This is a genomic window from Microcoleus sp. S36a_B3 (assembly GCF_036700745.1).
Classification (GTDB): Bacteria; Cyanobacteriota; Cyanobacteriia; order Cyanobacteriales; family Microcoleaceae; genus Microcoleus.
The window spans coordinates 55,479-68,794 of record NZ_JAUBPN010000012.1 but is presented as its reverse complement, the minus strand read 5'-3'; the positions used below and the strand labels follow the sequence as shown (position 1 = coordinate 68,794).

11 protein-coding genes are annotated in these 13,316 nt (G+C 47.5%); 4 read left to right on the top strand and 7 right to left on the bottom strand.

What is annotated here, in order from left to right; all coding sequences use genetic code 11:
• Positions 1–143 precede the first annotated feature (143 nt).
• Together QUA01_RS14995 and QUA01_RS14990 are read left to right on the top strand one after the other, a co-directional pair.
• Complete coding sequence (locus tag QUA01_RS14995; RefSeq protein ID WP_333090415.1) at positions 144–983, top strand: ABC transporter ATP-binding protein; 840 nt, start codon at positions 144–146, stop codon at positions 981–983.
• Between the two features lie 46 nt (positions 984–1,029).
• Positions 1,030–1,809: a universal stress protein gene (locus QUA01_RS14990; RefSeq protein WP_333090414.1), complete on the top strand. Its 780-nt coding sequence runs from the start codon at positions 1,030–1,032 to the stop codon at positions 1,807–1,809.
• A gap of 398 nt (positions 1,810–2,207) precedes the next feature.
• Here QUA01_RS14990 and QUA01_RS14985 read toward each other — a convergent pair whose 3' ends face one another.
• The 6 genes from QUA01_RS14985 to QUA01_RS14960 form a co-directional block, all read right to left on the bottom strand.
• Complete coding sequence (locus QUA01_RS14985; protein WP_194070985.1) at positions 2,208–2,432, bottom strand: hypothetical protein; 225 nt, start codon at positions 2,430–2,432, stop codon at positions 2,208–2,210.
• A gap of 238 nt (positions 2,433–2,670) precedes the next feature.
• On the bottom strand, positions 2,671–4,611 hold the full coding sequence (locus tag QUA01_RS14980; protein WP_194070986.1) for a S9 family peptidase: 1,941 nt from the start codon (positions 4,609–4,611) through the stop codon (positions 2,671–2,673).
• Positions 4,612–4,983: 372 nt separating this feature from the next.
• The gene (locus tag QUA01_RS14975; protein WP_194013158.1) at positions 4,984–5,493 is read right to left on the bottom strand and encodes a tetratricopeptide repeat protein; all 510 of its coding nucleotides are present in this window, start codon (positions 5,491–5,493) and stop codon (positions 4,984–4,986) included.
• A 47-nt stretch (positions 5,494–5,540) separates the two neighbouring features.
• A complete protein-coding gene (locus QUA01_RS14970; protein ID WP_333090410.1) occupies positions 5,541–7,118 on the bottom strand; it encodes a DUF4335 domain-containing protein in 1,578 nt (525 codons plus the stop codon).
• A 94-nt stretch (positions 7,119–7,212) separates the two neighbouring features.
• Positions 7,213–7,818 (bottom strand): DUF3038 domain-containing protein, encoded by a 606-nt coding sequence (locus tag QUA01_RS14965; RefSeq protein WP_194070935.1) that lies wholly within the window; start codon positions 7,816–7,818, stop codon positions 7,213–7,215.
• 253 nt (positions 7,819–8,071) lie between these two features.
• Positions 8,072–10,774, bottom strand: coding sequence for an endonuclease MutS2 (locus tag QUA01_RS14960; RefSeq protein WP_333090530.1), 2,703 nt, complete (start codon positions 10,772–10,774; stop codon positions 8,072–8,074).
• A 54-nt stretch (positions 10,775–10,828) separates the two neighbouring features.
• Between QUA01_RS14960 and QUA01_RS14955 the strand changes: the two genes are divergently transcribed.
• Positions 10,829–11,206, top strand: coding sequence for a hypothetical protein (locus tag QUA01_RS14955; protein WP_333090408.1), 378 nt, complete (start codon positions 10,829–10,831; stop codon positions 11,204–11,206).
• Positions 11,207–11,516: 310 nt separating this feature from the next.
• A complete protein-coding gene (locus QUA01_RS14950; RefSeq protein WP_333090406.1) occupies positions 11,517–12,578 on the top strand; it encodes a mannose-1-phosphate guanylyltransferase in 1,062 nt (353 codons plus the stop codon).
• Between the two features lie 135 nt (positions 12,579–12,713).
• Here the strand turns inward: QUA01_RS14950 and QUA01_RS14945 are convergent, their stop codons facing one another.
• Positions 12,714–13,298, bottom strand: a complete 585-nt coding sequence (locus QUA01_RS14945; protein ID WP_333090404.1) for a Uma2 family endonuclease — start codon at positions 13,296–13,298, stop codon at positions 12,714–12,716.
• Positions 13,299–13,316 lie beyond the last annotated feature (18 nt).

The following is a 13,316-nucleotide window of genomic DNA, read 5'->3' as shown; positions in this document are numbered from 1 at the left end:
AATCCCAAGTAGGATGCGGCACAAGCACCGGTGCTTAGGCCGCACCCTACATAATTAGGTTATGCGTGCAGCACCTTACCGCTTACACAACCAGAATCAGAATAAATTAAAATTAACCCTTTACAACTTTTTAGGAGAATACCGTGACTCAATCCACTTCTAAATCTACCCCAACCAACGACCAAGTTAACAGCCAATCAGAGTTTCTGGAAATAAACAATTTGTTCAAGTCCTACAAAAGTGCGGACGGCAAGGAATTTAGCGTTCTGGAAAATATCAACTTAAGTATTGGAGAAAACGAATTTATTTCGGTAATCGGTCACTCCGGGTGCGGCAAATCAACGCTGCTGAAAATAGTGGCAGGTTTGGAAAAACAAAGTGCGGGAATGGTGACACTTCAAGGCAAAGAAATTCGTAAACCGGGAGCCGAGCGCATGATGGTATTTCAGCACTACGGATTGCTACCGTGGCTGACGGTGCGGGAAAATATTCGGCTAGCAGTTGATGAAGTTTTGCAAAATCTCAGCCGCGCCGAGAAGATTAGCCTGGTCAACGAACACCTAGCAATGGTAAACTTAACAGCAGCAGCAGATAAATATCCCGATCAAATTTCAGGGGGCATGAAACAGCGGGTTGGGATTGCGCGAGCTTTGGCACTTCGTCCGAAGATGTTATTAATGGATGAACCGTTTGGAGCGCTCGATGCTCTGACTCGCGGCAAGTTGCAGAAACAGGTACTGGATATCTGGGAAAATCACAGACAAGCTGTAATGATGATTACCCACGATGTGGACGAAGCTATCTATATGTCCGATCGCATTGTGCTGATGACAAACGGCCCGGCGGCGACGATAGGGGAGATTTTGGCAGTGCCTTTTTCGCATCCGCGCGATCGCCAAGAGTTGCGGGAATCTCAGGAGTATTACGAACTTCGCAACTATGCTTTGAATTTTCTCGATCGCTACTTTACTCAAGACGAATAACAGCCAACGAACAGACAAAACAATTCACTTAACAGAGGTCAAGCCTGTGAATCTCAAAACAATCTTAGCCCGTTTTGAAAGTGCATTGGGATACCAAAACTTAGCGGAAGACATGGTGTTGCTGCCGGAGCCAAAAGTGCCTGTTTCTCAAAAATCAAAATCTACAAATTCGGCAAAAGCTATCAATTTTATTGTCGGTTACAACAATTCTCCCAAAAGTCAAACTGCACTGGATATTACCCTTTGGATGGCGCATCAAACTCGTTTAGTAACAACTAAAGAAGTCACGGTGCAAGTCGTCTACGTGCTCGACGAAGCGCCCAACAGTTACGGCGAAGATACTGGCAATTTTGCTGCGACAAATGCCGGGGCTGCGAAGCCAAAAAGGTCAGCTTTAGAGGAAATATCCGCCTTTCATTGTGCAGCGCCTGCGATCGTTTTACCCCCAGCCGAAATCCAATCGGCATCTCGGCGAACAACTTGGATCGAGCCGCCTTATTTCCGAGCAATTTTCGGTCAAAATAATCAGTACCAGGTAGCAGATATGTTGCTGTGGCAAGCCCGCTGTTTGGCCCAAGAATGGCGCGGTTTATTCAAAGCTCATTTGTGCATCGGGCGGGTTGCTACAGAACTGAGAAATGTGGTAGAGTTAGAATCTGCAAACTTACTGTTTTTGGGGTGCAATTCTGGCAAACACCGGCTGATTAAGGAACTAGGTAATAATTTTCCATGCTGCGTGCTCGGGATTCCTCCGGCACTCACCTATCAGATGGAGTTTCAAGCTGAAGAAAGTTTGAGCAAGTTGCAGTTCACTACAGCTATATAGCAATCCTAAATGATTTGCTTGCATTATACGCGAGCAAGACGATCGCACTACAAGGATTCTGGTATCGATCGATTTTGCGACTGATTTAGGACTGCTATACCTGCAGGTTAAACTTGTTGAAACTCAGGCAAAACTTGTATATGTAAGGTGCGCCACAAGCACCCTACCGCTATAATTCGTGCGCCAAACTAGATCGAAACAGTCCAGGACGCATCAATACCATCAATACCAAAGAAACCGGGATTAAAGGCTATAACCTGTGTATTTTCGCCCATCAACCCGGTTTCTGCGTCCCTGACAGAACAAATTAAAAAGTGTTTCCTCGATCGAATTCCCAATTACGAGACAATTAGGACTTTTTTGATGATGGAGATTTTTAAGATTACCGTTAAGAAAAATTATCTGCATCCGATCGCAGACAGTTCGTTAACTAATTTTATCCTACCCCGACACACAGAGCGCAGGATGCGATCTATCGAGCGTCTCTCTTCCTCCGTCAAAGTCTCGTCAAAAATAGCGGCCATCAAACCGTAGCGATCGGCCAAAGTAATGTAGCCATTATAATTCACTTCGGCGAACAGCTCGCCCAAAGCAGATGGAATCAGGCTGACAGGAGTTTGCATAGAGATTGACTCTCAACTTGACGCTAGGGCGATCGCACTTTATCTGCAGTCACAGAGGGCGATCGCACTTTCATAGTTTCTATGTAAATCTCCTTAAAATCAGTGACACCAAACAGCCAAAACTTGTGACAGCAACCAACAGAATTTGTGAACTAAATCACATTCAATATGTGCAAATTATGCCGTCCTTTGCAGTTGCGTTAAAGCGCCAACAAAACAACTGCAAACTTAACTTTTTCTAAAGATTGTAAATCGGCACTTCTTCCACCGGTTCAGCCAACTCAAACTTAAACACCCGGGAATAGAAATAAAACTCCCCATCAAGAGTTCTCTTAATATTTTCAGCGCGGCGAAAACCGTGCTGTTCCCCCTCATAGGTAACGTAAGCAACCGGCAAACCTTTAGCTTTCAATATCTCTACCATCATTTCCGCTTGATTCGGCGGAACAACCTTATCTTCCAATCCTTGAAAAAAGATTACCGGACAAGATAAACGTTCAGCAGAATGAATCGGAGAACGTTCTACATACAAATCTTTGCGTTCTGGATAAGGCCCAATTAATCCATCGAGATAGCGCGCCTCAAACTTGTGAGTATCAGTAGCCAAAGCCTCCAAATCGCTAACCCCATAATAGCTAGCACCGGCCTTAAACACATCCCGGAAGGTCAGAGCGCACAAAGTCGTGTACCCCCCTGCACTGCCACCGGCGATCGCCATTCTCTCGCCATCAGCCAAATTTTTTGCAGCTAAATATTTAGCACCATTAGCGCAATCATCAACATCAACAATTCCCCAACTATTTTGCAATCTTCTTCTGTATTCTCTACCGTAACCAGTGCTACCGCCGTAATTAACATCAAGCACAGCAAAACCGCGACTCGTCCAATATTGAATTCTCAAATTCATGCCGCTAGAAGTAGCAGCAGTTGGGCCGCCGTGACTTTTGACAACCAGTGGCGGTTTTTCACCCGCAGGTGCAGCAAAATCTTGATTTTTCGGGGGATAGAAAAAGCCGAAAGCAGTCATACCGTTTTCCGTGGGAAACTCTAGCATTTCCGGTACAGAAAGATAACCAGAATCGATACTTAAATCGCTCGATTTTCGTAAAATTTTCCGTTCGCCACTTGCTAAATTTAATTTAACAATAGCAGTAGATTCAGTAGGCGAACCCGCCAGAAAAACCACAGTTTCTCCCCGCGCTTTCACCGACGAAATATCAGTATAAGGCAGCTCAATTGTTGTTAGCTGCTTTGTCGCCAAATCGAGACTGGCTAAATGCCACTTACCTTGCTGAGTGTAGGTACAAATAATTTTGCTTTCGGAAACCACCGCATAGGTAGACATTCCAAAAACCCACTGAGGAAGACCGAATTCAGCCGCCATTTCACACAGAGGTTCGACTTCTGGTTTTTCTTGCAAGCTGAGATTAACAGTTCTGTAAAAATTCCACCAGTTCGACTTGTCAGAAACAAAATACAAAACTCCATCGGGCGACCATTCCGGTTGAAAAATCGACTCGTCAGCGCCACCAGCTACTAAATATTTTTCGCCTAAAGAACCGCCACTCTTAATTTCTGCTACCCACAATTCTGTCCCATCCCACGGCATATTTGGATGGTTCCAAGAAATCCAGGAAAGTCGAGAACCATCGGGACTCAAACGAGGAGAAGCATAAAAATCGTTACCTTGAGTTAAGATTTGAATATCTTCGCCGTTATCTAAATTAATGCTAACAATAGTATTGACAGATTCCCCCTCACCGGCACCGTCTTCGCGCACGCAAATCAAGCGATTTCTTTGCAGGTCAACAATCATATCTGCGTAGCAATTCTTAGCAGCAGGTGTGAGAGGTTCTGGTTGAGAATCTAATGCTTGACAATAAATACGTTGGTCGGCAAAATGAGAGAAATACACCACACCGCCGGCTACTGCAAACGAACCGCCGCCGTATTCGTGAACGCGAGTGCGAACGTTGAAAGGCTGGGGCGTTACATCAGTTATTTTACCGTCTGGAGTGCGCCGCACAATGACACTTCTACCGGCTTCCGACGGTCGTCCTTCTACCCAGTAAATATCCGATTCGTCCATAGCAATTTGTCCGAGTCCGACAGTTCCCGAAACAATTAAATCTGAGGTGATGGGAGATTTCCAAGAACCGTAAGGCGATGTGGTATTCATAAAGTAGAGACAGTTGTGTTTTGAGAACGAAAAAATTAATATAGCAGTTTTAAATCTGATGAAATAGAGGACGCGGTAATGCTGTTTTTCTACCCGACTCTGTACTTCAGTCAACTCAAAACCGCTATCTTGGTATTTTACCAGAAATAATTGGTTTAAAGCCTCTCCTTTTTAAGGAGAAATTAAAAGAAGACTGTTCGTTAGGGGCATTTTCTTCCTTCCAGTTAGAGGTTGCTCTCATCTGTTTGCTGTCAATCAAACAAAATATTTTTGAGAAAGCATACACAACTGCGATCGCCCGGAATAATCAGTTAGGTGCGAAAATAAAAATGGTAAATTGGGGCTTGCTGTGCGGCACCCACCGCAGATGAGTTACTTTGTTATGTTTTTGATAACTCGTTCGAGTGAATTTGCTTCTTGAGTTTTGCCTTGCTTTTTCAATAAATCTCTGGCTTTTTTAAATGATTCTACTGCATCTGATACTTTATCTTGTGCGTAGAGAACTTGCCCAAACATATAATGAAATTCTGGGACATTCGGTTTGAGACGAATTGCGGTTTGAAAATTGGGAACTGCTTCTTCTAGTTTGTTTTGATTGGCTAGAAGGCTACCTAAGTTAGCGTAAGCTTCGGCTAAATTAGGGTCGATTTGAATTGCTCTGCGAAAGGCTGCTTCTGCACCTTCTGTATCTTGTTTGGCAGCCAAACTTAAGCCTTGCTGAAAATATTCATTGGCTCCTGTATTTTGAACTAAGATATTTTTTACAGGTGATTCTGCCCGCACTGGCAAAGAAATGTTTGCAGCACAAACTAAAGCTACTGTCAACAGGCTGGTGCTGGCCGTCACACCTAAAAATCTATCTTTTTTGTATCCGCTTAACATTGGCAATCAACCTTATTTTTCAAGCTATAAAATGTTGGTTAGAGGGTTTAATCAGTCTCTTCTAAAAATGTTTGTACTCGACCGTTAGGTCTCAAAACTACTCGGATTTTCGGGATTTTTCCGTTGGAAACGGGAGAAACAAAGGGCTCGCCGACTAAGGGCATATTAACTTGTTCGATATTATCGGATGCTGCTTTTCCCATCGGCACAATAGTTTTAATTGACCCGTTTTCGTCGATCTGCAGGCTGTATTCCAAAGTTTGTTCCATTCCTTCGGTCGGCTTCCAGCGTTCTTCAAAGTAAGTTCTAGCTTCTGAAACTTGAGGAATTGTATCAAATAAAGTGCGATTTTTTTTGCTCGCTGCTGCTTGATTGTTGTCTGCGGACTCGGCTTGGGGTTGGGTGTCCTCAAGGGGTGGGAGTTCGGTACTGGCGGGGGGGAGAATTGGCTTGGGGAGGGGGGGGAATGGTTGCAGGGGGGGCACGGGAATTCTGGAAGCGGACAGGGAGGGGGGAAGGGGGGGCGGTACGGCGGGAGCTAGTCTGGGGGGTATGGGAGGGAGTTGGTAGGGTACTGTTGCGGGTATTTTGGCGACGGAATTTGGCTGTTCTGAGGGGGCGGGAATTGTGATGATTTGCCCTTGGGGGAGGGCTGGGGCGGTCTGTGAGGTGGCTGGTGCGCTGCTGTTGGGGGGAAATAGCAGGGCTGGCTGCTGGATGGGGCTGGGTTTGTTGGTGGTTGGTGCTGGGGCGGGGGCGATGGGGGGCAAGCTGGGGCTGGGGGTGACGGCGGTGTTGATGGGCGGGGGCGGTAGGGGGGGTAAGCCTGGTGTTGGGGATGCGGTGGGGGATGTGGTTGGGGCAGGAATTGGGCTGGGGGATGCGCCGGCAGCTAGCTGGGGCTGTCGTGAATTGGCGATCGATTGGGGATTGGCGGGGGCTGAGGCGGTTTGTGAGGCGGTGGGGGGTCGATCGAGCATTTTGATAATTCCTGTCGTCAGGCCGGCGCTAGCGACCAGCAGGGCTGCTACTTTGAGTCCGGCTGCTGAGGGCGATCGTCCGCGCTGGCGGTTGAGGTTGGGGAGGGCGATGGCTTCGGCGGCGCAGTCATCTAATGCTGTGGCTAAGTCAAACAGTTGCAGGGTGCTTAGGTGTACTGCAGGCCCGGATTCTGCGGGGGTTAAAGTGCCTAAAAATAAGTTGTGGGCGAGCAAGCCGCGAGGTTCTAGGCGGGGCCCAACTGGCAGGTAGGAAGTGTTTGGGGCGATGGTTCCGGGTTCGGATGTGTTGGTTGGTCGATCGAATGTAACGACATGGCGCGCGACTTCTGGCGAGTCTGGATCGCTTGCGGTTAGGCTTTTTTGGGAGTTGAGGTTGCTTTCCCAATCGCGGGATTCGCCCAGCAAGTTTTGGACGTAGTTGCTGACTGCTTCGTGGAGGGTTTCGAGTTGAGCGCGATCGCCCCTGAGAGTAACGTGTTCGGTATCTGGTAGTCTGGGGTCGTCGAGCCGCAACTCGAAATTTAAAGATTTAAATACGGGTTTGCCGGCCCAGCGAGATAGAGGCGAACTTTTGGCTGTTATTTCCAGCGTGCAAGTAGGGGGCGTGTACCGTTTGCGAATCATAGCTGAAAGGCTGTTGGCTGTTGACTGTTGACTGTTGACAGTTGGCTGTTGACTGCTGACTGTTGACTGTTGACTGTTGGCTGTTGACTGTTGTTTAATTCTTAGCGCGGTCTAACAAAGCTAGCCAGAGCCGTCTGTGACCGCCGGGACTGCTGTAAAATAGCAAATCTATCAGGAGTTTGAGGGCTAGGTTAGTTAGTTCTTGTGCCGATAGGTTTTCTGCATCTTCCATGCGATCGGCATAGGTGTTGCTGAACCTGTCAATATAATCTCCTAGCAAAGCGACTGTATGAGGTTCGCGGTTTTGCTCTGCCATTTGTTCTAGCAAAGCGACGGCGCGGCGGATTAAAGCTTGGTGCTGTTTTGCTAAATGACAGCCGATCAAAACGAGCGATCGAGCTTCTTCCACATCTAGTTTTTTGCGCCCTCCCTGGCCTTTCCGCAGCGGGTTAGATTGGCGCAGCCGCCACAATGCCACGCGATCGGCTACCATTGGCTCTAAATTCAGTTCGGCTGCTACTTTGAGCATCGCGTCTGAACCAATTTGTGCGAGTGCTTCTAGGGCTAACAGCACTAAATCCAGTTGGGCTTTAATGTTGTCCAACTGGGTGGGTTCTGGTGCTTTTTGGGTCAATTCTTCCCAGTTGGGAGATGAACCTGTTTGGTTTGTGGGAGCGGAGGGCTTTACGGTGGAGCGCATGGCTTGGGCACGGGAAATAAGACTGGTTGAGGCTGAATATCCTAACAGGTATGCGGTGTTGACGGGTTTGCGGCCGCCGGACAACAGCATAATCTGTTAGTTTTTCTCCATAACTCGTTGTTTTGATTCCGGCAATTCTATTGTTTGACGAATTTTGCTAGTCGAAGGTTGCGGTTGCAAGTTCGATCGAGCGCAACCCCAAAAACCCATAAATTTTCACCCCCAACCATCCTAGGCCGCAAAGTGACCGAAATCAATGTAAATAAGCGATCGTCACGCCTCCACCTCCTTCTTTTTGACTGGCGAGCTCGAAGCGGGAAACCTGCGGGTGAGTAGCGAGGAATTCGTGCACCCCGCGCCGTAACTGTCCCGTACCTTTGCCGTGAATTATCCACAGCACGCCGTATTCCACTGCTTTGGAAAGTGCTCTGTCGATTTCGATTTCCGCGTCTGAGACTCTCGCACCCCGGAGGTCGATCGAATTATTAGCAGTGCGAATGGCAATTTCGGGATTGGGTTTTGCAGGTTCCGCCGCTGCTTGCTTAGCTTTAGCCGTAGCGATTGCTTGGGCTTGGGCTGCTACCTTGGCTAGTTGAGCTTTGGTTTCAGGTTTTTGACCGTCGAGGGATTCAATTTCTGCCAGTTTGACGGTCATTTTCATGATCCCAAACCGCACGCTCAATTCTTCGTTAGCATCGGGGCCGCTGAGGACTTCGGCGGTTTGGCCGAGGCTGGGTATGCGGATGCGATCGCCCGCTTTTGGCATAAAACCCGGTTTTGGTTTCGCCGGTTGTTGCCTTGATGGCAGATGTTTTTGGGAAATTTGATTTAAGGTATCTGTCGCCAATTGGGCATTTTGAGCCGTTTTGTCGCCCGACTGCAAGCGCCGGATGATTTGAGCAATTTCTGATTTTGCCGTGCCTATTGCCTCGTTTACCGCCACTTCCTGAGCAATTTTTAAGTCTCGCTCCCGCTCTTGCAAAGCCGCTGCTTTTTGAGAAACTTCTTTGTGCAGTTTTTCGGTTTGGTGCAGCAGTTGAGTTGCTTCTCTGGCCTTGGTTTCCTGTTTGCGGCGCTGTGCTTCGAGTCCCGCAATCACTTGATTGACGTCGGCAGAAGCTCCGCCTACATAGGTTTGAGCTTCATCGACTATGGATGCTAGCAAACCGAGTCTTTTGGCAATGGTGAGGGCGTTTGAACGTCCGGGAATTCCCCACAGCAAGCGATAGGTTGGCTGCATGGAATTGTCGTCAAATTCTACTGAGGCATTTTCAAAGCGGGAGTCTTGATATTTGAGGGCTTTGAGTTCGCCAAAGTGGGTGGTTGCAACTGTTAATAGGGAATGTTGGGCGAGATATTGCAATAGGGCGATCGCCAATGCACTGCCTTCTGAGGGGTCTGTCCCCGCTCCTACTTCGTCTAGCAAAACTAAAGATTTGGGAATTGGGAATTGGGAATTGGGAATTGGGAATTGGGAATTGGGAATTGGGAATTGGGCATCTTGCCCTGAGCGAAGTCGAAGGGTGGGCATCGGGAATTGGGCATCGGGCATTGGGAATTGGGAATTTTCTTCTCCTTCTTCTTCTCCTGCACTTTCCCCCTGCGATTTATTAGTCAAAACTTCTAAAATGCGGCTGATGCGGCGGATGTGGCCGGAGAAAGTAGACAAACTTTGCTGCAAGGATTGTTCGTCACCTATATCGGCAAGAATGTTGTCGAACCAAGGCAATTCTACGGGTTCGCGGGCGGCGACAAACATTCCGGCTTTTGCCATTAAAGCTGCTAATCCCAAGGTTTTGAGGGTGACTGTTTTGCCGCCGGTGTTGGGGCCGGTGATGGCGACGACGCGGATGTGCGGGTTGATAGTTAAATCGACGGGTACAACTGCAAAGCCTTGCTCGTATTGCTGCTGCCAAACTAATAAAGGATGGCGCAACTGGCGGAGGGTGATTGGCGATCGCAAATTGGGAATTAACGATTGAGTTTTTGCTAAGTTTTCCTCCTCTACTTGCTGTTCCTCTTGTTCCTCATCTACTTTTTCGGGATTTTTGGGTGGTAATTCTGGCTCTGCCAATTCGATAAATTTCGGCGGGTTTGCTTGCAACCAAAAACCGTAACGCGCTTTAGCTGCTGCTAAATCTAAAGTTGTCACTACCACCAACAATCTGTCTAAATCTGGTTTTACTGCTGCGACTTGCTCGGTGAGGGCGCGGAGAACTGCTTCTTCTTCGGCTTGTTCTTGCCGGAGCAACTGCCGCATTTGGTTGTTGAGATTGACTGTGTTGTGGGGTTCTACATACAGTGTTGCGCCACTGGCTGAGGAGTCGTGAACGATGCCTGGTATGGCATCTTTTTGGGGAGCTTTGACGGGAATGACAAAGCGCGAGCTTCTTTGGGTAATTACTTGTTCTTGGACGGCGTTGGATTGTCGCTGCAAAATGCCTTGGAGTATTTGATAAATGCGATCGCGCAACTGTCGCATTTGAACTCTAATTCCTGCTAATTTAGGAGTGGCTCTGTCTGCTACTTGAGCGCGATCGTCTATACACCGATGAATTTCTTGCTCGATTTCGGGATAAGTCCGCAATTGGGAAGCCAATTCTTTGAGTATCGGCACATCCGTTGCAGAGTCAACGATCCGGCGCAATTGCCTCGCCCCCGCGAGGGTGGTAGCAATTGCCAGCAATTCTTCGCCGCCGAGTAAACCTTGCAGTTCGGCTCGCTGCAGGACACTGCCGATGTCTTGGATTCCTTCAAAACTCAAAGCACCGCCAGGACGGCTTTCTAACTGATAAGCTTCTTCAGTTTGCGCCTTGAGTTCGGCTGTCTGAGCTTGAGTTTCGGGGATTTGGAGGTCGAGGGCGGCGGCGACGCCGAGTTTGGTAGCCGCGAAGGTAGCCAAGTGCTGACACAGGCGCGGCCATTCTAATAGTTCTAGTGTTTCGGCTTGAATCAAAGTTGAGATGGTGTTGGTAATTGGCATTCCCAGGCGCTGACCGAGAAGGTGAATTTGACGGCAGTATTTTTTTATTTTAAAGTTTTTTATGGTTTCCGCGTGCAACTTAAGAAAGTATCTGCGATCGCCCTCGGTCGATTTTCCGTTTTCGATTTACTCCACAGAGGAATAGAGGTTGAACTAGGCTTTAAAATTTTGATCTTTCCACGGCGGTGGTCGCGATCGGCATCCGTTTTTAGTCTCGGCGCTCAATTATACCATTTTTCAAATTTTATGCTACGTTATTTGGGAAATATTTATGTACGCTCCGCATCTTACTATCCTCTTTTAAATCCCGAACAGCTTAAAGCAAAACTCGTATTTGTAGTGACACTTTATCAAGTTGGTATAACATCGCGCAGCTATCGGGGTGAATTGCCACACACAATCTAGATGCAGGACAGCTTAGGGTGTTAGGGAGAAAAGAAACACTCGAATTCAATTGATTGTGCGCTCTGGATATGGCTTTTTTGACTGTAACAATTTTTGAGGGCGCTGATTTGCTTGGTTTTGAGAGCGGCAAAATCGATCGCGCGGTTAAGCACAAGAGAGGCAATGCGGGTTGAAAAATGTGGGCAATCACAAGGTTGATAGCGAGACAGTCAACACTCAACACTCAACAGTCAATCTTTCTCAGTAATTCTTTACAAACAGCCTTTGGATATCGAGGCAAAATAGATGTGAACTGTTTAAACTTTCAATAATGAGTAGAACCTTAATTCCTGTGATTCTAGCCGGCGGTAAAGGCGAACGTTTCTGGCCGTTGAGTCGCAAGCAGCGGCCCAAGCAGTTTTTGAGTCTCGACGGTAGCGGTAAGAGTTTGCTGCAGACTACTGCAGAAAGACTTTTGGAATTAGGTAACGCTTGGGAGGATTTGTGGGTGGTAACGTCGGAAATGTTGGCCGACGGGGTGCGGGAACAGTTGCCGCTTTTACCTCAAGAGAATTTGCTGGCGGAACCCCAGGGCCGGGATACTGCGCCGGCGGTGGCTTGGACTGCTATAGAAACTGCGAAGCGTTACGGTGAGGATGCGGTTGTTGGTTTTTTCCCGGCGGATCACTGGATTGGGGAACCGCAGGAGTTTGTCAAGACTTTGGAGGCGGCGGCGGATTTGGCGAGAAATCAGGATGCGATCGCCACTTTGGGTGTCAAACCGAGTTATGCTTCTACTGGTTACGGCTACATCGAACAAGGCGAGGAAATTGGCAGTTTTGGCGGTTTTCCGGCGTACCGGGTGGCGAGATTTACCGAAAAGCCCGATCGCGCAACTGCTGAAGAATTTGTAGCCAGCGGCAAGTTTAGTTGGAACGGCGGAATTTTTGTGTTTCGAGTCGGCACAGTCTTGACAGAATTGCGAAATCATGTACCGGAAATGATGGCAGCTTTGGAAGCAAAAGGTGCTGCTGCTTACTCCGAATTGCCGAAAATTAGCATTGATTACGCGCTGATGGAGAAGACGCAAAAAGCCTGTGTTTTGCCTGTGAGCTTTAGCTGGGACGATTTGGGAGATTGGAATGCGATCGGGCGTTTGCTGCAAGGCGACAAGCCGAATGTCGAGTTAGCAAAACACGTCGGAATTGATACCAAGGAAAGCATATTTTATGCAGCGGATGACAATGAAGTGATTGTCACCATTGGTTTAGAAGATGTGGTAGTTGTCAGGGATGGGAATGTGACGTTAATTGTGAAAAAGGACAGGACGCAGGAGATTAAACAGGTCATCAAAGTGTTGGGAGAAGATGACAAATTGAAAGATTTGTTGTAAAGGGCGGCACCGCAATAAAAAAACAGGTTCGTAGTCAGGACTTCAGTTTTTTCTTACTCAATAAAGCCAGAAAGACTAAAGTCTTTACTACGAACCTAGGAAATTTTAGTGACGCAACTCGCATCTGTCAACTATTTACATAATTTCTGCTAAATCCAACACAAAACCAGGCAGTACATCTTCCCCCGACACAGTAGCAGGATTTTGGAGAATTTCCACACTTTGACCGGGGCGATAAATTTCTACCCGCCGATTTTGCCTGTCAATTAACCAACCCAATCTCGCACCGTTATCTATATATTCTTGCATTTTCTCTTGCAGCTTTTTCAACGAATCAGTCTTCGAGCGCAACTCGACCACAAAATCTGGACACAAAGGAGCAAAACTGTCTTTTTGTTCCGGTGTTAAAGCATCCCAGCGTTCTTTTTTGACCCAAGAGGCATCAGGAGAGCGATCGGCCCCATTGGGAAGTTTAAAGCCTCCAGAAGAGTCGAATACAACTCCCAGTTTAGTTTCACGGTTCCAGACTCGAAGTTGAGATGTTAAATCGGCATTACGTATGCTAGTTTCACTGCCTGTTGGTGACATAATAATTAATTCCCCTGATGCTGTACGTTCAAATTGATAATCGCGGTTGTTCTGACAAAGCTGAAAAAATTGCTCGTCAGTTAAGTTGATGGATAATTCGATCGAGGTTGCAGGAGATTGGATGGCAATCATGTTTTTTATAGGGTTTGA

Bases quoted from the DNA above. Each gene is read 5' to 3' on its own strand.
- QUA01_RS14985 (WP_194070985.1), bottom strand. From the start codon at position 2,432: ATGCAAACTCCTGTCAGCCTGATTCCATCTGCTTTGGGCGAGCTGTTC.
- QUA01_RS14980 (WP_194070986.1), bottom strand. From the start codon at position 4,611: ATGAATACCACATCGCCTTACGGTTCTTGGAAATCTCCCATCACCTCA.
- QUA01_RS14975 (WP_194013158.1), bottom strand. From the start codon at position 5,493: ATGTTAAGCGGATACAAAAAAGATAGATTTTTAGGTGTGACGGCCAGC.
- QUA01_RS14970 (WP_333090410.1), bottom strand. From the start codon at position 7,118: ATGATTCGCAAACGGTACACGCCCCCTACTTGCACGCTGGAAATAACA.
- QUA01_RS14965 (WP_194070935.1), bottom strand. From the start codon at position 7,818: ATGCGCTCCACCGTAAAGCCCTCCGCTCCCACAAACCAAACAGGTTCA.
- QUA01_RS14950 (WP_333090406.1), top strand. From the start codon at position 11,517: ATGAGTAGAACCTTAATTCCTGTGATTCTAGCCGGCGGTAAAGGCGAA.
- QUA01_RS14945 (WP_333090404.1), bottom strand. From the start codon at position 13,298: ATGATTGCCATCCAATCTCCTGCAACCTCGATCGAATTATCCATCAAC.